At 66.5% G+C, this 19,312-nt stretch carries 23 protein-coding genes; 13 read left to right on the top strand and 10 right to left on the bottom strand.

What is annotated here, in order from left to right; all coding sequences use genetic code 11:
- The first annotated feature begins 139 nt into the window (after nt 1–139).
- Nucleotides 140–502: a HalOD1 output domain-containing protein gene (locus tag N0B15_RS01395; protein WP_263017508.1), complete on the top strand. Its 363-nt coding sequence runs from the start codon at nt 140–142 to the stop codon at nt 500–502.
- A gap of 2 nt (nt 503–504) precedes the next feature.
- Here the strand turns inward: N0B15_RS01395 and N0B15_RS01390 are convergent, their stop codons facing one another.
- Nucleotides 505–1,281, bottom strand: coding sequence for an SAM hydrolase/SAM-dependent halogenase family protein (locus tag N0B15_RS01390; RefSeq protein WP_263017506.1), 777 nt, complete (start codon nt 1,279–1,281; stop codon nt 505–507).
- A 40-nt stretch (nt 1,282–1,321) separates the two neighbouring features.
- The gene (locus N0B15_RS01385; RefSeq protein WP_263017505.1) at nt 1,322–1,840 is read right to left on the bottom strand and encodes a nicotinamide-nucleotide adenylyltransferase; all 519 of its coding nucleotides are present in this window, start codon (nt 1,838–1,840) and stop codon (nt 1,322–1,324) included.
- Between the two features lie 164 nt (nt 1,841–2,004).
- Between N0B15_RS01385 and lonB the strand changes: the two genes are divergently transcribed.
- The 3 genes from lonB to N0B15_RS01370 are packed head-to-tail and all read left to right on the top strand — an operon-like array spanning nt 2,005 to nt 5,570.
- Complete coding sequence (lonB, locus tag N0B15_RS01380; RefSeq protein WP_263017503.1) at nt 2,005–4,239, top strand: ATP-dependent protease LonB; 2,235 nt, start codon at nt 2,005–2,007, stop codon at nt 4,237–4,239.
- A 3-nt stretch (nt 4,240–4,242) separates the two neighbouring features.
- A complete protein-coding gene (locus tag N0B15_RS01375; RefSeq protein ID WP_263017502.1) occupies nt 4,243–5,157 on the top strand; it encodes a CPBP family glutamic-type intramembrane protease in 915 nt (304 codons plus the stop codon).
- Nucleotides 5,158–5,216: 59 nt separating this feature from the next.
- Nucleotides 5,217–5,570: a hypothetical protein gene (locus N0B15_RS01370; RefSeq protein WP_263017501.1), complete on the top strand. Its 354-nt coding sequence runs from the start codon at nt 5,217–5,219 to the stop codon at nt 5,568–5,570.
- Between the two features lie 302 nt (nt 5,571–5,872).
- Here N0B15_RS01370 and N0B15_RS01365 read toward each other — a convergent pair whose 3' ends face one another.
- Nucleotides 5,873–6,364, bottom strand: coding sequence for an NUDIX hydrolase (locus N0B15_RS01365; RefSeq protein ID WP_263017500.1), 492 nt, complete (start codon nt 6,362–6,364; stop codon nt 5,873–5,875).
- 112 nt (nt 6,365–6,476) lie between these two features.
- Nucleotides 6,477–6,947: an MGMT family protein gene (locus N0B15_RS01360; RefSeq protein WP_263017499.1), complete on the bottom strand. Its 471-nt coding sequence runs from the start codon at nt 6,945–6,947 to the stop codon at nt 6,477–6,479.
- A 94-nt stretch (nt 6,948–7,041) separates the two neighbouring features.
- On the opposite strand from N0B15_RS01360, the gene trpC reads away from it, so the two are divergent.
- Genes trpC through N0B15_RS01335 form a run of 5 tightly spaced genes read left to right on the top strand, consistent with a single transcriptional unit; the run spans nt 7,042 to nt 11,347 of the window.
- On the top strand, nt 7,042–7,812 hold the full coding sequence (trpC, locus tag N0B15_RS01355) for an indole-3-glycerol phosphate synthase (protein WP_263017498.1): 771 nt from the start codon (nt 7,042–7,044) through the stop codon (nt 7,810–7,812).
- Nucleotides 7,809–9,044 carry a tryptophan synthase subunit beta gene (gene trpB / locus N0B15_RS01350; RefSeq protein ID WP_263017497.1) on the top strand — a complete coding sequence of 412 codons (1,236 nt, stop codon included), beginning with the start codon at nt 7,809–7,811 and terminating at the stop codon, nt 9,042–9,044. The genes trpC and trpB overlap by 4 nt, the downstream gene beginning before the upstream one ends.
- The gene (trpA, locus tag N0B15_RS01345) at nt 9,041–9,889 is read left to right on the top strand and encodes a tryptophan synthase subunit alpha (RefSeq protein ID WP_263017496.1); all 849 of its coding nucleotides are present in this window, start codon (nt 9,041–9,043) and stop codon (nt 9,887–9,889) included. The genes trpB and trpA overlap by 4 nt, the downstream gene beginning before the upstream one ends.
- Before the next feature lie 52 nt (nt 9,890–9,941).
- Nucleotides 9,942–10,736 carry a 2-amino-3,7-dideoxy-D-threo-hept-6-ulosonate synthase gene (locus N0B15_RS01340; protein WP_263017494.1) on the top strand — a complete coding sequence of 265 codons (795 nt, stop codon included), beginning with the start codon at nt 9,942–9,944 and terminating at the stop codon, nt 10,734–10,736.
- Nucleotides 10,737–10,786: 50 nt separating this feature from the next.
- Nucleotides 10,787–11,347 carry a SprT-like domain-containing protein gene (locus N0B15_RS01335; RefSeq protein WP_263017493.1) on the top strand — a complete coding sequence of 187 codons (561 nt, stop codon included), beginning with the start codon at nt 10,787–10,789 and terminating at the stop codon, nt 11,345–11,347.
- A 39-nt stretch (nt 11,348–11,386) separates the two neighbouring features.
- Here N0B15_RS01335 and N0B15_RS01330 read toward each other — a convergent pair whose 3' ends face one another.
- On the bottom strand, nt 11,387–12,067 hold the full coding sequence (locus tag N0B15_RS01330; RefSeq protein ID WP_263017491.1) for an HAD family hydrolase: 681 nt from the start codon (nt 12,065–12,067) through the stop codon (nt 11,387–11,389).
- 92 nt (nt 12,068–12,159) lie between these two features.
- On the opposite strand from N0B15_RS01330, the gene N0B15_RS01325 reads away from it, so the two are divergent.
- On the top strand, nt 12,160–12,948 hold the full coding sequence (locus N0B15_RS01325; protein WP_263017555.1) for an HFX_2341 family transcriptional regulator domain-containing protein: 789 nt from the start codon (nt 12,160–12,162) through the stop codon (nt 12,946–12,948).
- Between the two features lie 13 nt (nt 12,949–12,961).
- Here the strand turns inward: N0B15_RS01325 and N0B15_RS01320 are convergent, their stop codons facing one another.
- Nucleotides 12,962–13,609, bottom strand: a complete 648-nt coding sequence (locus tag N0B15_RS01320; RefSeq protein WP_263017490.1) for a hypothetical protein — start codon at nt 13,607–13,609, stop codon at nt 12,962–12,964.
- 286 nt (nt 13,610–13,895) lie between these two features.
- Here N0B15_RS01320 and N0B15_RS01315 point away from each other — a divergent pair, with 286 nt between their 5' ends.
- Nucleotides 13,896–15,077, top strand: coding sequence for a 3-dehydroquinate synthase II (locus N0B15_RS01315; protein ID WP_263017488.1), 1,182 nt, complete (start codon nt 13,896–13,898; stop codon nt 15,075–15,077).
- Nucleotides 15,078–15,106: 29 nt separating this feature from the next.
- On the opposite strand, the gene N0B15_RS01310 is transcribed toward N0B15_RS01315, so the two are convergent.
- The 3 genes from N0B15_RS01310 to N0B15_RS01300 are packed head-to-tail and all read right to left on the bottom strand — an operon-like array spanning nt 15,107 to nt 17,263.
- Nucleotides 15,107–15,514, bottom strand: a complete 408-nt coding sequence (locus N0B15_RS01310) for a zinc ribbon domain-containing protein (RefSeq protein WP_263017487.1) — start codon at nt 15,512–15,514, stop codon at nt 15,107–15,109.
- 52 nt (nt 15,515–15,566) lie between these two features.
- Entirely contained in the window at nt 15,567–16,235 is a 669-nt protein-coding gene (locus N0B15_RS01305; RefSeq protein WP_263017486.1) for a type I 3-dehydroquinate dehydratase, read from the bottom strand.
- 41 nt (nt 16,236–16,276) lie between these two features.
- A complete protein-coding gene (locus N0B15_RS01300; protein ID WP_263017485.1) occupies nt 16,277–17,263 on the bottom strand; it encodes a transcription initiation factor IIB in 987 nt (328 codons plus the stop codon).
- A gap of 214 nt (nt 17,264–17,477) precedes the next feature.
- On the opposite strand from N0B15_RS01300, the gene N0B15_RS01295 reads away from it, so the two are divergent.
- Entirely contained in the window at nt 17,478–17,990 is a 513-nt protein-coding gene (locus N0B15_RS01295; RefSeq protein ID WP_263017484.1) for an inosine/xanthosine triphosphatase, read from the top strand.
- Nucleotides 17,991–18,323: 333 nt separating this feature from the next.
- Nucleotides 18,324–18,557: a DUF7123 family protein gene (locus tag N0B15_RS01290; RefSeq protein ID WP_263017483.1), complete on the top strand. Its 234-nt coding sequence runs from the start codon at nt 18,324–18,326 to the stop codon at nt 18,555–18,557.
- A gap of 49 nt (nt 18,558–18,606) precedes the next feature.
- On the opposite strand, the gene N0B15_RS01285 is transcribed toward N0B15_RS01290, so the two are convergent.
- Nucleotides 18,607–19,224: a winged helix-turn-helix transcriptional regulator gene (locus tag N0B15_RS01285; RefSeq protein WP_263017482.1), complete on the bottom strand. Its 618-nt coding sequence runs from the start codon at nt 19,222–19,224 to the stop codon at nt 18,607–18,609.
- Nucleotides 19,225–19,312 lie beyond the last annotated feature (88 nt).

The raw sequence follows: 19,312 nt of genomic DNA, 5'->3' as shown, positions 1-19,312 counted from the left end.
TGACCGTTCACGGTCTTCGATCGCGGATCAATTTCTTCCTGGTCGCCCTCGGCCGTATTCGTTCGCGAAACAGTATGTCTGAATAGACACTCTACGTTGGCCAATAATGTTATATGTTAACGCATGGTACATCGGTGATATGCCCGAGCACACTCCGGCGGACCGACTCGAGCACATCGGAGACGCAGGCGGGAGGCCGGTCTACTACGACTGTTGTCGGGGAACGTACCACACGTGGTACGACGACGAGTCCTACGAGCCGGTCAGCTCAGCTCTGCTGGAGGCGGTTTCGTCCGTCCTCGAGGTCGAGGTCGACGATCTCGAGACGCTCTACGAGCGTATCGACCCCGACGCGCTGAACGCGCTCTTTCACCACTGGCGCGGCGAGCGCACCGGGGCGACCGGATCGGTCTCCTTTCGCTTCGCTCGCTGTAGTGTGACGGTCTGTGCAGACGGCGAGATCGTGATCGATCCCGTGAAACGGACCGCGGCGCCTGCCTGAGTTCAGATCGGCCACTCGAGACGGACCACCTCACCCGGTGCGAGCGAGAACGCCTCGTCACCACGCCCGTCGTTGACGTCGAGTTCGACGAAGCCGTGGCTGCCGACCGTCGCGAGTTTCTCACCCGGCGGTACCGCCGCGAACGTCTCGCCGACCGGTACCCGCTGGCCGTCGACGCGGACGTCCTCTCGGCCCTCGAGTACCGCGCCCGGAACGTTCGTCACGACGTTTCCGAAGTCGTCGACGACGAGCACCTCACCCGTCGCGCCCGTTTCCTCGAGCCTCGCGTCGGGTATCGTCAGGTCGACGACCGACGGCACCGGTGTGAGCGACGGCACCGTCTCGAGGGCGTCGACGCCCGCCTCGTGGACCGCCGCGGCGGCCGGCGCGAAGACGTCTCGCCCGTGGAACGTCGCACTCTCGGCGCTCGAGTCGTCGATGGTGAACGCCGAGAGCGCGTCGGTCTCGCTCGCCTCGAGGAGCCGCCGTGCGGCCGGGAGCAAGACGCCGTTGTCCGGGCCGACGAGGGCGTGCTCGCCCGCGCGAATCACGAGCGCGTTCCGGTCGGTGCCGACGCCGGGGTCGACGACGGCCAGGTGAACCGCCGGCGGGAAGTACGGGAGGACCTCTCGAAGCCAGAACGCGGCCGTCCGAACGTCTCCACGGGGAAAGTCGTGTGCGACGTCGACGAGGTCGACCGGTGTCTCCGTCCGCGCCAGTATCACGCCCTTCATCGCCGCCGGGTAGGGCGTCCCGAAGTCGGAAGCGAGGGTGATCATACCCGACGGTGAGGTGCTCACCGCTCAAAGGCGGCTCGACTCACTCGCCGTTGGCGTCCGTCTCGCTGATCATCTGCATCCGCTCGATGCCGTCGATTTCGTCGATCACGGTCGCCACCGGCTCCGGCACCAGCGCCTCCCAGTCCCCGTCGGCGGCCATGCGCTCGCGAACCTCCGCTCCCTCGAGTACCTCTCGGCGGAACATCGGCGACTGGCGGACGTCGACGCCGGCCTCCCGGAACAGCTGAATCACGAGCGGGTTGTTCGAGTACGCCACGTCGAAGTCGGGTGAGATGCTCTGGACGTGGCTCACCCAGACGGAGTTTCGCTCCAGGTCCTCGATGGGGACGACGTAGGTGACGATGTCGAGGTCGACCAGACACTTCGTGATCATCATGATCCGCTCGCCCGCGGTGAACGGATTTCGTGGCGTGTGCGAGTCGCCAGCGCTCCCGATGCCGAGGACGAGTTCGTCGACTTCGGCGGCGATCTGATTCACCATCGCGTGGTGGCCTTCGTGGTAGGGTTGAAAGCGGCCGATGTAGAACCCCCGCGTCATACTCCCCCTCTGGGCTTCGAACGCTTAAGACTGGCGAGCTGTCGCTCGAGACGAAAGCCACGATATCGGTTGCGTTGGCCCTCCTGGCTGCCGCTGAGGGTCTGTCGTGAGGGAGAAAGTATATCAGTCGCAACGCCTTCGGTTGACGTACTGAATACAGTTCTATGAGTAACGATACGAACGTTGACGACGCCGCCTCAGCGGAGACCGATTCCGACTCCACTGAGCAGGCGCCGGACGACCGGCCACCGGTCGACGCCGACCGAGAGGAGGTGCCAGAGCGACCCGAGGACGACGGGTCGTCTGTCGCCGACTCCGACGGCGAGTCAGATCCCGACGAGACCGCCGTCCACGCCGACGGCTCCGCCCTGGAGATCGAGGACGACGTCGACGAAGACTCCGAGACCACCGAAGACGGTGACGAGGTCGGGGAGACGATCGACGATCTCGGGAGCACCGTCGAGGTCGATCCGGGCGTCGAGATCGACGAGGAGATCGCCGAGGACGACTTACTCGGCGGTCTCGCGATCGACTCGACCGACGACATAGAGGTCCCGGACCGGCTCGTCGACCAGGTCATCGGTCAGGACGAAGCCCGCGACATCATCATCAAGGCTGCCCAGCAGCGACGCCACGTGATGATGATCGGCTCGCCCGGGACTGGCAAGTCGATGCTGGCGAAGGCGATGAGTCAGCTCCTCCCGAAAGAGGACCTCCAGGACGTTCTCGTCTACCACAACCCGGACGACGGCAACGAGCCGAAGGTCCGGACCGTCCCCGCTGGCAAGGGCGAACAGATCATCGAAGCACACAAAGAGGAGGCCAGAAAGCGCAACCAGATGCGCTCGATCCTGATGTGGATCATCATCGCGATCATCATCGGCTACACGATCCTCAGTTCGGCCAGCATCCTGATGGGGATCATCGCCGCCGGTGTCATCTGGCTCATCTTCCGGTACACCTCCCGCGGGACGGACGCGATGGTGCCGAACATGATCGTCAACAACGGCGACCAGCGCACCGCGCCGTTCGAAGACGCCACCGGCGCACACGCCGGTGCCTTACTCGGCGACGTCCGCCACGACCCCTTCCAGTCCGGTGGCATGGAGACGCCGAGTCACGACCGCGTCGAACCCGGTTCGATCCACAAGTCGAACAAGGGCGTGCTGTTCGTCGACGAGATCAACACCCTCGACGTGCGCACCCAGCAGAAGCTGATGACGGCGATCCAGGAGGGCGAGTTCGCCATCACGGGCCAGTCCGAGCGCTCCTCGGGTGCGATGGTCCAAACCGAACCCGTCCCCTGTGACTTCATCATGATCGCCGCGGGGAACCTCGATGCGATGGAGAACATGCACCCCGCACTCCGCTCGCGCATCAAGGGCTACGGCTACGAGGTCTACATGGAGGACACCATCGAGGACACCCCCGAGATGCGCCGCAAGTACGCCCGCTTCATCGCTCAGGAGGTCGAACGCGACGGCCGCCTCCCCCACTTCACGCGCGACGCCGTCGAGGAGGTTATCCTCGAGGCGAAACGCCGTGCCGGGCGGAAGGAACACCTCACGCTTCACTTCCGTAACCTCGGCGGACTCGTCCGCGTCGCCGGCGACATCGCACGCGCCGAGGAGAAAGACGCGACCAGTCGCGACGACGTCTTGCAAGCGAAGGCGCGCTCGCGATCGATCGAACAACAGCTCGCCGACGACTACATCGCCCGCCGGAAGGACTACGAACTCCAGGTCAACGAAGGCGGCGTCGAAGGCCGCGTCAACGGTCTCGCGGTCATGGGCGAAGACTCCGGGATCATGCTCCCCGTGATGGCGGAGATCGCCCCCGCCCAGGGTGGCGGACAGGTCATCGCGACCGGCCAGCTCAAGGAGATGGCCGAAGAGTCCGTCCAGAACGTCTCGGCGATCATCAAGAAGTTCTCCGACGTCGACCTCTCGGAGAAGGACGTCCACATCCAGTTCGTCCAGGCCGGACAGGGCGGCGTCGACGGCGACTCCGCCTCGATCACCGTCGCGACCGCCGTCATCAGCGCCTTAGAGGACATCCCGGTCGACCAGTCGGTCGCGATGACCGGCTCGCTCTCGGTGCGCGGGGACGTCCTCCCCGTCGGCGGCGTCACCCACAAGATCGAAGCCGCCGCGAAAGCTGGCTGTACACGCGTCATCATCCCCAAGACGAACGAGCAGGACGTGATGATCGAAGACGAGTACAAGGAGATGATCGAGATCATCCCCTGTGACAACATCAGCGAAGTGCTCGAGGTCGCCCTCATCGGCGAACCCGAGAAGGACTCGCTGCTCGACCGCCTCAAACAGATCACCGGCACCGCCTTCGACGGCCAGGTTCCCGGCACGTCTGCAGGTGGATCGAACCCGAGCCCACAGTAACCGATGACGCAGTGGGCGACGTTCGCTGGCCTGACCGGCGTCGTCTGCGCCCTCCTCTTACTTCTCTCGCACGCGACCACGCACTCACTGACCGGACCCGACGACGCTGACACGCCCACCCGTACGGACGCCGCCGGCTCCGACTCGAGTGCGAGCGAACCTGCACAGACCGCCGAGTCGACACGCTCGTCGCACGACCCCTCCGCCGAACCGCGGTCGCTCGAGTCTTCCACCGAACCGCGTTCGAACGAACCGCCGACGGGGCGAGTGCCCGAGCGGGACGGCGCTCGAGCAGCGCAGTCGAACCTGCAGCCGCCGGAGTCGATGTCGACCGGTGCGCTGCTGGCGAACGTCGCACTCTCGCAGGGACTGTTCGCTGCGGTGTTGATCGGTGCAGCCGTCTACACGGCAGTTCCGGCGAGTGCGCTCGGGATCGAATTCAGCCAGTCGTACCTCCTCACTGGCCTGCTCGTCGGGGTGGGCGTCGGCGTCGTCCTCGCAGCGGTGAACGAACTCGGCTCGGTGGCTGCGGCCCGACGCGGCGTCGACCCCGGCACGGAGCTTCGCGAACTGCTGGCCCCCGAGACGCGCGGCGGCTGGCTCGTCCTCCTGGTCGTCGTCCTGCCGGTGATCGCGCTCTTCGAGGAGTTTCTCTTCCGCGCGGCGTTGATCGGTGCGCTCTCGGTCGGCTTCGGCGTCTCGCCGTGGCTGCTCGCCGTCGTCTCCTCGCTCGCGTTCGCCCTCGGCCACGGCATTCAGGGACGGGTCGGCATCCTCGTCACCGGCACCCTCGGGTTCGTTCTGGCGGCCGTCTTCATCCTCACCGAGAGCCTCCTGACCGTCGTCGTCGCCCACTACCTCGTCAACGCCTTCGAGTTCGTCCTCCACGAGGGGACCGGTCTCGAGTGGTCGTCGTGACGCTCTCGAGGCGAGACGAACCACCGACAGCTAAGCGTCACTGCCCCATTCGTGTTGGTATGAGCACGACAACGCTCCGTGATGCCTCGGTGAGAGTCCGGCAGGCAATCGTCGCCAGCATCTTGCTGTACTTCGCGCTGATCATCTACGCAGGAACGGCAAATGACGTGACGGCACGGATCGCCGCCGACATCCTCTTCGGACTCGTCGCCATCGGTATCGGCGGCCTGCTGTTCAGAGGCTCGAGGCAGGATTTCTCGGCGCTGACGGCGGCGGGTCTCTGTCTCGTCGTCGGCGGTCTCGCCCAGCTCGCCTGGGTCGCTCTCGACGACGTCGTTCTCGACCTCGCTTCGACCGTCGCGGTGTTCACCGGCGTCTTACTCTACATCTACGCGATCTGGATCGCCGAGTGAACGGGCGGCCCGGCCGACTCAGTCGGCGATGCTGGTTCGCAACTGACCACCGCACTCCGGACACTGCGCCCAGTAGGAGAGCGGGTGGACATCGGTCGAACAATCCTGACAGGTGTAGCGGTCTTCGCTGATTCGCATCGGTCTTCTCCGTGTGGTATGATAACAAACTACTCGGTAATAACTCTTTTCGACGGGTACTCACCGGAGCGGGAAAAATCGTCACGAACGGTCGATTCTCTGGCGGAAAACTCCACTTCGTCACGCACCACGGATCGGGGAGCCAACCGATCCCCGGTCTCCGATCAGTCGGAGGTCGGCTCTACGGCGACCGACGCCGCCGGCTCCGTCGACTCGGGCGTCGGTGACGGGTCCGCCAGCAGGTGGGTGTAGTCGTCGAGGTCGAGTGCGAACTCCCGGTCGGCCGGTAACTCGAGCCAGGAGAACTCGAACGCCGCGCCGCGTTCCTCGCCGTCGCCGGTCACGATGTGGGTCCACTCGTCGCGCGGTTCGTAGACGCTCGTGTGGAAGAAGTGACGCACGTAGCGCTTCGGCGGCGACTCGCGACGGGTCCAGACGTCGCTCGCGACGTGACGGGTCGGGCCGACGCCCGCCAGCCCGCTCTCTTCGACGATTTCACGAAACAGCGCCTCGCGCGGGCGTTCGCCCTCCTCGAGCGTCCCCTTCGGGATCTGAAGTCCCTCGTGGCCGGGACCCTCGAAGACGAGCAGTTCGTTCCCGTTGCGCGTGATGTACGCGCAGGCCTTCTGAACGTGGGTGACGTCTGCCTGGTTCATATCGCATACGGACACGGTTCTCTATGTAAAAGGCTTCCCCAAAGGGATATTATCTCGTTTAAGGACTGTGGGGGAGTATCGAGACCTCCTCGAGACGCCGCCTCGAGTCCGCTCAGAGACCCTCGAGCGAGCGCAGTTTCTGCTCGACCGGCGGCGGCGCAGCGCTCGGGCCGTCGCGCACGCGGTGGTCGGGGATCACGATCGGGAGCGGGTTCTCCGCGAGCGCCGTCCGCACGAGCACGATGTCCTCGTCGTCTGCGGGGTCGAGTCCAGCCGTCATCCGGGTGAGCGTCGTCACGTCGACCTGTTCGCCGTAGGGAACCGTCCGGAGGCTCTCGAGGACCGCCCGCTGGTCGGTCGCCATCGTCAGCGCGACCTCGACCTCCTCGAAGCCCACCTCCTCGACGCCCGCCAGGTACTCGAACAGTCGCTCGAGTAGTGGGTGGTCCGCTCGCGCGTTCTCGTCGGGGTGTTCCGGGAACGAGACGCGCAGCAGGCGGCCGCTCGCGACGCCGATCTGTACGAACCGTTCGAGGTACGGCGACTCGCGCGCGTAGATTCCCGACTCCGGATCGTCGTCCATGCTACGTGAGAAGGGCGGGCCGGACTTCAATATTCGCCGCAGCGGCTCCGAGGGCGCAAAGCTTTTGTACACATGCGTACGTTGATGTACAACAATGAACCAAGGTGAAGAACTGGCTCCCGCAGTCGAGTCGATTCTCGAGGCTGCGCGAGCGCGGACGGGCGGCGAACGGGTCGCCGTCGAGGCGCGTTCGTTCCCGGCAGCGCTCGAGCGCGCCGAGACCGACGGCCGGGTACCGGTGATCGCGGAGGTCAAGCCGACCTCGCCGACGACCGACGGGACACGAGAGGACGACCCGGTCGACCTCGCACGCGCGATGGTCGAGGGTGGGGCGAGCGCCATCTCGGTGCTCACCGAACCGACCCACTTCGGTGGCTCGCCGGAGTCACTCGAGCGCATCCGCGAGGCGGTCGACGTGCCGGTCCTCCGGAAGGACTTCGTCCTCCGCGAGGAACACCTCGACGTGGTCGAGTCGGACCTCCTCCTGTTGATCGTCCGCTTCGTCGACGACCTCGAGTCGCTGCTCGAGGCGACCCGCGAGCGCGGTTTTCAGCCGCTCGTCGAGGTCCACGACCGCGAGGAACTGACGGTCGCCCTCGAAGCGGGTGCCGACCTGATCGGTGTCAACAACCGAGACTTAGCGAAACTCGAGGTCGATTTAGCGACGTTCGAGGCGGTCTCACCGCACGCCCCCGAGGACGTGACCCTGATCGCAGAGAGCGGCGTCTCGACCCCGGCGGACGTCCGGCGGATGCGCGAGGCCGGCGCGGACGCACTGTTGGTCGGCAGCGCCATCATGGCCGGAGCGGACGTCACCGCGACGACGCGCGAACTGGTCGAGGCAGAGACGGAGACACAGACATGAGCGAGAGCGAGACGAGTTTCGGACGCTACGGTGGACAGTACGTACCCGAGGCGCTGATGCCAGCGCTCGAGGAACTCGAGGACGCCTACCAGCGCTACGTCCTCGAGAACGAGGACGGCTTCCTCGACGAGTTCGAAGAGCGCATGCGCGAGTTCGGCGGGCGGCCGACGCCGCTCCAGCGTGCGGATCGGCTGAGCGAGCGCTACGGCCGCGAGGTCTACCTCAAACGCGAGGACCTCGTCCACGGCGGCGCGCACAAACTCAACAACGCGCTCGGGCAGGTGTTGCTCGCGAAGTACATGGGCAAAGAGCGGATCATCGCCGAGACGGGCGCGGGCCAGCACGGGACGGCGACCGCGATGGCCGCAGCCCACCTCGAGATGCCCTGTGAGATCTACATGGGCCGGACGGACGTCAACCGCCAGCGGCCGAACGTCTACCGGATGCGGATGAACGGCGCGGCGGTCAACCCCGTCGACGCGGGCAGTGCGACGCTGAAAGAGGCGATCAACGCGACGCTCCGCGACTGGGCGACGACCGTCGAGACGACTCACTACGTCATCGGCTCCGTCGTCGGTCCCCACCCGTTCCCGAAGATGGTCAGGGACTTCCAGGCGGTCATCAGCGAGGAGGCCCGCGAGCAGATACAGGCCCAGGCGGGACGGCTCCCCGACAGCGTCGTCGCCTGTGCTGGCGGCGGCTCGAACACGATGGGGGCGTTCCACGCGTTCGTCCCCGACGAGTCGGTGGCGCTCTACGCCGTCGAGGCCGGTGGCTCGAGCCTCGACATCGACGAGGAGGCGGGTCTCGCCCCCAACTCGGCGACGCTCTCGACGGGCACCGACGGTGTCCTCCACGGTGCGATGACGAAACTCCTCCAGAGCGGTGACGGCCAGATCATGGAGTCACACAGCGTCAGCGCCGGTCTCGACTACGCGGGCGTCGGTCCCGAACTCTCCCACCTCGTCGCGACCGACCGGGTGACGCCGGTCAGCGTCGACGACGAGACCGCCCTCAACGCCTTCCACCGCCTCTCGCGACTCGAGGGGATCATCCCCGCCCTCGAGTCGAGCCACGCCCTCGGCTATCTCGAGGACGCCGCCGAGGACCTCGGCGAGGTCGTCGTGGTCAACGTCTCCGGACGCGGCGATAAGGACCTAGAGACCGTTCTCGAGGAGACCGAGAAACGTGATCTCGAGGCGGCTCCGGACGTGGAGGTGTTCGAGCGATGACCGACTCCGACATCGAGCGCGCGATTCGCGAGCACCACCCCGCGCTCATCACCTACATCACCGCGGGCGACCCCTCGCTCGAGGAGACGAAAGCCTACGTCGAGGCGCTCGACCGCGGCGGTTCGGACCTGATCGAACTCGGCTTGCCCTTCTCGGAACCGATCGCCGAAGGGCCGACGATTCAGGCGGCGATCAACCGCTCGCTCGCGGCGGGGACGACCCCGCGGCGCTTCTTCGAGATGGTCGACGACCTCGAGACCGACGCGCCGCTGCTCGTGATGACCTACTACAACATGGTGTTGCAGTACGGCTCGAGCGGAGAGTCACGAGACGGGCCGGACGTCCGGCCGTTCGTCGAGCGCGCCGCCGAGGCGGGTCTCTCTGGGATCATCGTCCCCGACTTACCCGCCGAAGAGAGCGGCCCGCTGAAAGCCGCCTGTGAGGAGTTCGGTCTCGACCTCGTCTTCATCGTCGCGCCGACGACCGCGGGCGAGCGCCTCGAGACGATCATGTCCCAGGCCTCCGGCTTCGTCTACGTCCAGGCGCGACTCGGGACGACCGGCGCGCGCGCGGACGTCTCCGGGGCGACCCACGAGAGCCTCGAGCGACTGGCCGCGTACGACGCCAGCGCTGACGGCGTGCCGAAGGCGGTCGGCTTCGGCGTCAGCGAAGCCGACCACGCCGCCGAAATCGTCACCGCCGGTGCCGACGGCGTGATCGTCGGCTCCGCACTCATCGACCTGATCGCCGACGCCGACGACCCGGCCGCGGCGCTCGAGGCGAAAGCCCGCGAACTGAAAGGCGGTGCCGAGGCGGGACTCGCCGACGCCCCGACGAAGCAGTAGCCGGGCGGAATCAGAAACACCCATAACAGAAAGCTTGCTATACACTCGCAACATGACTCCTGGAATCGACGCACGACTCGAACGGATCGGGACAGACGGCTCCTACGTCATCGTCCCGATGGACCACGGTATCTCTCTCGGCGCAATCGACGGTCTCAGAGGGATCGAATCGACTATCGACGCGATCACGCGCGGCGGTGCGGACGCCGTCCTCACCCAGAAAGGACTCGCCGCGCGCGTTCACCCGAACAAGAACGGCCAGGGCTACATCGTCCACCTCAACGGCTCGACGGCGCTCGGGCCGGACCCGAACGACAAACGCCGCACCGGCACGCTCGAGGACGCGATCCGCGCCGGGGCCGACGCCGTCTCCTTTCACATCAACGTCGGCTCGAACAGCGAGCCCGGCCAGATCACCCAGCTCGGCGAGCTGACGAGTGAGGCCGCCCGCTTCGGCATCCCCGTCCTCGCGATGGCCTACGCGCGCGGTCCGGACGTCGACGGCAGCGACCCGCAGGCGCTCGGCCACGCCGTCAGGCTCGCCGAGGAGGTCGGTGCGGACATCGTCAAGACCGGCTACAGCGGCGACCCCGAGAGCTTCGAACACGTCGTCGGCTCGACCGCCCTGCCCGTCGTCATCGCCGGCGGTGCCCGCGGCAGCGACCGCGAGACCATCGAGATGGTCCGCGGCGCGATGGACGCCGGTGGCGCTGGCATCTCGATGGGACGGTCGATCTTCCAGCACGAAGACCCCGAGGCGATCACGCGCGCGGTCGCCGCTGTCGTCCACGAGGACGCCTCGGTCGAGGAGGCACTCGAGCGCGCCGGTCTCGCGCTCGAGGTCTGAGATGCGAGGCGGTCGCAACCGTTAGGGTGTGGGCGTCCGTCGTCCCCGCCGTGAGCGACCCGACCGACGAACAGATCCTCGCCCACGCCCGCGTCCACGCCAGGGCCGTGATTCGCGACGAGCGAAATGGACTCGCGGTCGAGTTCGACGCGCTCGAGTGGGCGGTCTCGAGGCGGGCGAAACGCCGCGCGGGGTCGTGTCGGTGGGACGCAGACCGCGAGGTTGCGACCATCGTGCTCTCGCGGCGGGCCTACTGTGCGTTCGAACCGTCGGCGTTCGAGGCGGTCGTCCGCCACGAGTTGATCCACGCCTGGGAGTTCCAGCGCTTCGGCGAGGCGGGCCACGGCGAGCGCTTTCTCGAGCGGGCGGCCGAACTCGACGTGCCGAGACACTGTGCGTCGTTCACGCCGCCGCGCTACACCCTGTCGTGTCTCGAGTGTGGCTGGTCCGCCGAGCGTCACCGGGCGTCGAAGCCGGTCCGTGCGCCGGATCGCTACCGGTGTGGCGTCTGTGGCGGCGGCTACGAGGTCGAACACGTCGAGAGCGGCCGGACCTGGCGCTCGGCGAGTGGCTACGGCGGTGCGAAGGCGGCACTCGGTGCGGAGTGGTGAGCCGGGAGGTGGGCGGTAGGTCGAGAGACGAGCGGTGGGTCAGGAGAGAACCGACTCGAGGTCGGTGAGCGTCTCGAGTTCGTACGTCGGCTGGTGGTCCGGGACGCGCTCGTCGCCGACGTCGATCCAGGCGGAGTCCATCCCCATCGCGTTCGCGCCCGCGACGTCGGCGTGGAGCGAGTCACCGATGTGGAGGGTGCGTTCGGGAGCGACTCCCAGCCTCGAGAGCGCGCGCTCGAACGGAATCGTGTGCGGTTTCGGGTGGACGCCCGCCTCGAGGTCGGTGTAGACGGCCGCGTCGAAGGCGTCGGCGATGTCGAGGCTCTCGAGTTTCTGCGTCTGCGTGGGTCGGCCGCCGTTGGTGATCAGCCCGACGGGACCGACCGACCGCGCGAGGTCGAGCGCGTCGGCCGCGCCGTCACAGAAGCGGACGGCGCTCGGGTCGCGCTCGGCGAGATACGCCCCCGCGAGGTCGTCGACGGTCGCGTCCCCGACCTCGAGACCCGCACGGGTCGCCACCTCGGCGAAGAGCAGTTCGTAAAACTCCCGGTCGGTTCCGGCGGTGGGAATCGCGGGGACGGCCGCCCGGAGGTCGGTCGCCGAACAGAAGCGCTCGAGACCGACCCGGGCACACGCCGTCTCGAGGACGGCTGTGGGGTCCTGTGTCGACTCACACAGGGTGTGGTCGAGGTCGAAACAGATCGCGTCGTACCGGCTCATCTCTCCTCTCTACTCACGGCACCTCCCTGAGCGTTTCGCTCGCCGCGAGTCACAGCAGTTATTTTCACAGACACGTCTCTCGGTGCATGGACATGGACGTCCCCCAGCGGGTCCACGTCGTCCCTCTCGGCTACGAGTACGACCGGATCCTCGAACCGGTGACGGCGATGCGTGCAGACCTCGTCTACGTCTTGCTCGACGAGCGTCAGTCGGCCACCTACCACGACGACCTGCTCGAGGAACTCGAGCGGGCCGTTCGGACGGTCGAGACGGTCGCGTGCGACCTGGGTGACGTCTACGCCGTCCTCGGGACCGTGACGACGCTCGCGGCCAGACACGCCGCCGACGACGTGCGGGTGAACGTCTCGGGTGGTGGAACCATCGCCGCCATCGGGGCGACCATCGCGTGTATGGACGTCGATACGGACGCGACGGCCTACTACGTGAAACCGGAGGGGTTCGCCCACGAGGGATCGAGCGCGCCCGCCTCGGTCGGAATGGCGGACCTCTCGCAGTTGCCGACGTATCCGATCGCCTCGCCGTCGCCCGAGCAGGTCGCCATCATGGAGTTTCTCGCCGATCCGACGCGCTGGGACGGGTTCGACGAGCGCCGAACTGCGCCGCCGAAGAAGAAGGACCTCATCGCCTACGGCCGGGACGAGGGGCTCCCGTTCATGGCCGACCGCACGCCGCCGGACGGCGCTGGCGGTGAGGACAAAGGGGCGTTTCGCGTCCTCGATACGCGCATTCTCGACCCGCTCGAGACCGACGGCTACGTCCGTCTCGAGCAGCGCGGGCGTCGCTACGCCATCGAGTTGACCGAACGCGGCGAGAACGCCTACCGGGCGTTTCGACACAAACTCGAGTACGGCGGGGAGTGAACGCGGCCCGTTCTCACCGTCTCCGGTCGTCGCGCTCACGCGCGACCTGGTGGCGCTCAGCCCGCTCGTTCTGGTCTGCTTCGGGTGTGCTCTCGTCTGCTCGCGCTTCGGTGACCAGCGCGTGTAAGCGAACGCCGAGGCGAGCCACGTCGAGGTCCGTCTCGAGGCGCTCGCGGTGGGCCCTGAGCGCGTCGGCGTCGACCGTCTCGAGCGGGCGACTCGTCAGCGCGAGCAGCGCCGGGTCCGTCGGCGTCGACGGCGGGAGCCGAGGTGCGTTCGACCGGCCGTTCTCGACGGCGGCCAGAATCTCGGTGATCGCGATGAGCCGCCGCCTGAGCGAGCGATACGTCTCCGCCGATGCTCGCGGGCTGAGTTCGCGCTCGATCAGCGTCTCGGCGTGAGCGAGCGTACACGGGTCGGCGTCACCGACCGCACACGCCTCCTCCGGGTCGGGACCGTCGCAGTCCGTCCGCTCGCTCGCGACGCGCAGCGCTGCGACGAGTGTCACTTCCGGCCCGTAGAGCGTTCGTGCGCCGCCCCCTCCGTGCTCGTCGATCACGCGAGCCAGCTCGAGTACGCGCTCGTCGGCACACCCGAGGGCCGCCGCGACGGCTTCGATGTTCGAGCGTTCCGTGACCGACTGGCACTTGTGTGTCACCATACACGATATTCGTTCCTCGGGAAACGTATTTGAATTGAAGACAGTATTGAGAATGCGATTACTATTGCAACTGTCGGTACTATCGATCTCCATCACGCCGGTGGCTCCGTTCCTCGCCCGTCTGCAATCAGGTCGCCAATTCACTCGAGATTGGGTGTGTCTCCGGCGCGGGTTGCGAACGCTCGTCTCGAATACGATCGCAGGCGATCACTGAACAGCCAGCCGTACAGTGGCGACTGCTGTCGCTTTCGCCACGTTCAAGGCCGCTGGCTTCGACGGTCGAGTCATGACGAGAGCAGTCTGGGTCAAAGCCGACGACAGCGTCGGCGACTGGGACGTTCGCCGTGCGCGGATTACGACCGCGCTCGAGGCAGGTGCCGACTGGGTACTGGTAGACGAAGCCGACGTCGAACGCGTCCGCGAACTCGGTGAGATCAACGTCGCCGCGTTCAAAACCGACGGCGACGTGACGCTGATCGACGACGCCGAAGACGACGAGGAACTCGAGGAACCCGCAGACGCCTACGTCGTCGGGAAAGACGGCGAAGGCGACGGCACCATCGACCTCCCCGGGGACTTCTCCGGGTCGGCCGATCTCTCGACGCTCAGACGCGACGCCGACGTCGAGCGCGGTGCGTACGTCCGCATCCTCGGCAAGGAGTACGAGGCGTTCGCCGAAGCCGCGGCCGTCGCGGCCGACTACACCATCGTCATCGGTGACGACTGGACGATCATCCCGCTCGAGAACCTCATCGCACGCATCGGCTCGGAGACGATGCTCATCGCGGGCGTGACCAACGCCGAAGAGGCCAAGACCGCCTTCGAGACGCTCGAGATCGGCGCTGATGCGGTCTTGCTCGACTCCGACGACCCCGACCAGATTCGGCGCACCGTCGAGACGCGCGACGCTGCCGAGCGCGAGCGCGTCGACCTCGAGTGGGGGACGGTGACCGACGTCGAACAGATCGGCAGCGCCGACCGCGTCTGCGTCGACACCGGCAGCCTCTTAGAACACGACGAGGGGATGCTCATCGGCTCGATGTCCCGCGGTCTGGTCTTCGTCCACGCCGAGACCGCCGAGTCGCCCTACGTCGCCTCCCGCCCGTTCCGCGTCAACGCCGGTGCCGTCCACGCCTACGTCCGCACCCCCGACGGCGGGACGAAGTACCTCGCCGAACTCCAGAGCGGCGACGAGGTCCAGGTCGTCGACCTCGACGGCCACACCCGCGAGGCCATCGTCGGCCGGGTCAAAATCGAGAAGCGGCCGATGTTCCGCGTCGCCATCGACACCGACTCCGGCGACCACATCGAGACGCTCTTACAGAACGCAGAGACGATCAAAGTCGCCACGAGCGAGGGCCGGAAGGCGGTCACCGACCTCGAGACCGGCGACGAACTCCGACTGTTCTACGAGGACACCGCCCGCCACTTCGGCGAGGCGGTCGAAGAGAGCATCATCGAGAAGTAGCGCCGCCTCAGTTTTCGGCCGCCGCTTCGTTACGACTCCTGTTCCTCGTCGGGATACATCACGCGCGTCGTACACCAGTGACAGAACTCGAGGTCGGTGTCGAGTTCGCGCCCGCAGTGGGGACAGGTCGGCCCGTCACCCGCCGCCGTCGGCCCGAACGGGGGCGACATCGCCCGAAAGCCCGCGTCGAGGGCGGCGAACAGGAGCATAAACGAGAGCATGAACTGGCTCAACGCCGGTTCACTCGAGATGACGTCCATCGCCTCGGTCACCGACCCCGTCTCGAGGAGGTCTTCGAACGGCAAGACGAGCACCACAGTCAGCGCGAACACGCTCGCGAACAACAGCGCACGCGCCCAGTCACGAATCAGTGCGTGGCCCGCACCGGGGAGGAAGAGTGAGAGAACGGCGGCAGCCAGCGCACGAATCCAGGTCATTCGTGCGTAGCCATAGGGGACCCCTCCCCTTAACATTCCGATTTCGCTTCCGTCACTCGAGCGCCGCGACGAGTCGCGAGAGCGTCTCGAGGTCGTACTGGCCGGGAGCGGTCGCGTCGGCCGGATCGACGGGGGCGTAGCCGATCTTCGAGCCGTACACCGGTGCGACGGCACGGGTGTGGCTGCCGGTCTCGCCCATCGCCATCGTCGCGACGGTGTCGCCGTGGGCCGTCAGCTGTTCGGTCGCCGAGAGCAACGCGAGGGTGTCCCACGTCGAGGTCGCCGTCACCGCGAGCTTCGCCACGTCGGCGTACTTTCGCGCTTCGGTCAGCGTCTTCACCATCTCACCGCGCGGGGGTGTCCCCTCGAAGTCGTGAGCGGAGGCGATCACTGCGACGCCGCGTTCACGGGCCGTCTCGAGTAGGTCGTCGGCTTCCCCGTCGAGGATCGAGGCGAGTTCGACGTCGATCGCTTCGACGGCGTCGATCCCCGTCGCCTCCGCGAGCGCCGCCAGCCGGCCTTCCTCGGCCGCCTCGCCGCCCTCCCACTCGGCGCGGTTGGTCGCGAGAATCGGTAGCTCGCCGTCGTAGGTCTCGAGTGCCGAGAGTGGGTCGTTCGCGAGGTCCATCCGAAACTCGAGGGCGTCGGCGTGTTCGCGGGCGGCTGGCTCGTCGGTGAGGTCTGCGGTGGCGGCTGCGAGCACGAACGAGTCGAAGTCCATACGCGAGCCTCGCAGTCGGCGTCGAAAAAACGGTCGGTTCTTCAGGCGACGCCGATGGTCTCTTCGGCCTCGAGCAGCTCGTGGTAGCGGTTGCGGATCGTCACCTCGGAGATGTCAGCGACGTCGCTGACGGCGGCCTGGGTGGTCTTCTCGTTCGTGAGGAGTGCCGCGGCGTAGACGGCGGCGGCGGCGAGACCGACCGGCGACTTCCCGGAGTGGACGCCCTTCTCCTTGGCGTTCTGTAAGAGCGAGCGCGCGCGGTGTTCGGCCTCGTCCGAGAGGTCGAGACCGCTCGCGAAGCGCGGGACGTAGCTCTCCGGGTCCGCAGGCTGGACCTCGAGTCCGAGTTCGCGCACGACGTACCGGTAGGTGCGGGCGATCTCGTTCTTCTCGACGCGCGAGACGTCGGCGATCTCGTCTAAGCTGCGTGGGACACCGGCCTGTCGGGCGGCGGCGTAGACGCAGGCGGTCGAGACGCCCTCGATCGAGCGCCCCGGCAGCAGGTCCTCGTTGAGTGCGCGCCGGTAGATGACGCTCGCGGTCTCGCGGACGTTCGTCGGGAGACCGAGTGCGCTGGCCATCCGGTCGATCTCACCGAGGGCCTGCTTGAGGTTGCGTTCTTTCGAGTCGCGCGTCCGGAAGCGCTCGTTCCACTTGCGCAGCCGCTGCATCTTCTCGCGCTGGCGCGAGCCGAGTGAGTTCCCGTAGGCGTCTTTGTTGCGCCAGTCGATGTTCGTCGACAGCCCCTTGTCGTGCATCGTGTTCGTCGTCGGTGCACCGACGCGGGACTTCTTGTTCTTCTCTGCGGCGTCGAACGCGCGCCACTCCGGGCCGCGGTCGACCGACTTCTCGTCGACGACGAGCCCACAGTCTTCACAGATGGTCTCGCCGTGTTCGTCGTCGACGATGAGGTGGCCGGTACACTCCGGACAGCTCAGGTCGCCGTGTTCGTGCTCGCGCTCGTCCGCTTGTTCGTCCGTCTGTCGTTCGTTACGCCGTACTCGCGTGCTCGATGGTGCGTTGGTCATATGAGGGCGAATGCTGGCCGGCCGAACTGCCGAGAAGCCCGGACGGATTCGTTACCTACTCCGTTCAGACACCCCGCATTTAAGAATTTCGAATTCGTGGCGCTATCACGCCGGTACGCGCCCTGTTACCCGTTACCAGCATGAGAAATGAAAACATTGATATATCCTGTCACGGAGCGGCGCCTCCAAGGTGGTTCACCCCGACGACACCCGTATGCACGTCGCTCTCGGGAGCACGAACCCGGCCAAACGCGCAGCAGTCGAACGCACCCTCGAGCGCTTCGACCCGACCGTCTCGACTCTCGCCGTCGACTCCGGCGTCGCCGAGCAGCCACGTTCGGTCGCCGAGACGGTCGACGGGAGTCGAACTCGCGCGACGCGAGCGTTCGCGGCGCTCGAGTCGGCCGCGTACGGCGTCGGTCTCGAGAGCGGTGTGGCGGCGCTGTCGGGCGTCCCCGGTGACTCGCTCGTGATGTGGGCGGCCGTGACCGACGGTGAGCGGATCGAAGTCGGTGGTGGTCCGTCACTCCCGCTCCCGGAGACGGTCCGCGCACGCGTCGAGCGCGGCGAGGCGCTCGGACCCGTGATGGACGACCTCTACGGCCGGTCGGGACTCGCCGACGGTCCCGGTGCCATCGGTCTCCTCACCGATGGTCTCCTCGACAGAGAACGCGCGCTCGCGGCCGCCCTCGCGTGCGCGTTCGGCCCGTTTCTCGTCGACGCCTGACGGACTCCTTCCCGGTCGACCTCCGAGTAATACGAAATTGCTCCGCTGGTAACGACGAGTGAGCAGTCGGCTGCCACTGTGCGCTGAGGCACCTGCACCCGTCTCCACGCGCGAGCGGCCGGTTCGTCGGTTCCACTCGTCTCCGTGACGGTCACTCGAGTCACACATTCTTGAACTGGTGGTTCTCTGCTGAAATTATGCATTAACCACCCGTACCAACCAGGTGTTGTGGTCCGAGTAATAGTCTCTTACTGACCGCAGAAACCGCAAGACTGCGGCCGATTAACCACACGTACCAAACCCCCTAATATGGACACTCCCTATCACACTGGTATGAGCACCACAGCCTCCCCCGACCTGACCACGAAGCAGTTCCAGATCCTCCAGTACTTACGGGAACACGCCACGACCAAGACCTACTTCAAGTCCCGACTCATCGGCCAGGAACTCGGCATGACCGCCAAGGAAGTCGGCTCGAACATCACCGCCCTCCAGGAGGGAAGCTACGACATCGAGATCGTAAAGTGGGGCTACTCCTCGAGTACGACCTGGAAAGTCAACGTCTGAACGTATTCTCTCGTCTGTCACCGTCCTCGCAACGAGAGGTCTCTCCGCGTCAGGGGTCGTAGGCGATCAGCGCGTCGGCGTCGGTCGCCAGCGCCTCCCCCCGTTCGCCGAACGAGTCGGCGTGACGGACGAGCAAGAGTAAGATCGTCTCCGGCCGTTCGACGGTGTAGCCATCGTCTCGAGTGAGCAGGCCCGCCTCCTCGAGTTCGCCTGCGTACTTACTCACCGTCGGTGGTGAGACTTCGAGCGCGGCCGCGAGGTCACTCGCCGTCACCGCCGGGTTGCGCAGGAGTTCGATCAGCATTCCGCGCGGAGTGTCGCGCCGGAGGTAGCCGAGCGCGTTCTTCTCGAAGGCGTCGAACCGGTCGGCGACGACGAAGCGCTTGTAGTCGCCGTCACGGAAGCGTTCGACGACGCCGAGTTCCTCGAGTCGCCGGAGGTGGTGTTGTGTTTCGCCGGTGCCGAGCTGGAGGTCGTCACGAATCTTCGAGAAGTGTGCACCGGGTGTCGTCGAGAGATAGCCTGCGATCGCATCACGCGCGTCGCTCTCGCCCGCATCTGCCGCTGCCGGGTCGGAGAACCGAGCGAGCGGTGTGGCCGCGCCAACGGCGGCGAACCGTCGCAAGGTCGCCCGCTTCTCTTCGTCGACCCCGTCAGTAGTTGTCATACGTTACCGTACCCGTGTTTGGAAATGAGTCGGGGGGTAAAACGCGTTTCGCTCCGGACGATTGCCCGTCTCGGGTGGGCCGTCAGGG

It is taken from the genome of Natronobiforma cellulositropha (assembly GCF_025629245.1).
GTDB classification, from domain to species: Archaea; Halobacteriota; Halobacteria; order Halobacteriales; family Natrialbaceae; genus Natronobiforma; species Natronobiforma cellulositropha.
Note: the sequence above shows the minus strand (reverse complement) of the source record. Positions and strands in the feature narration are given on the sequence as shown.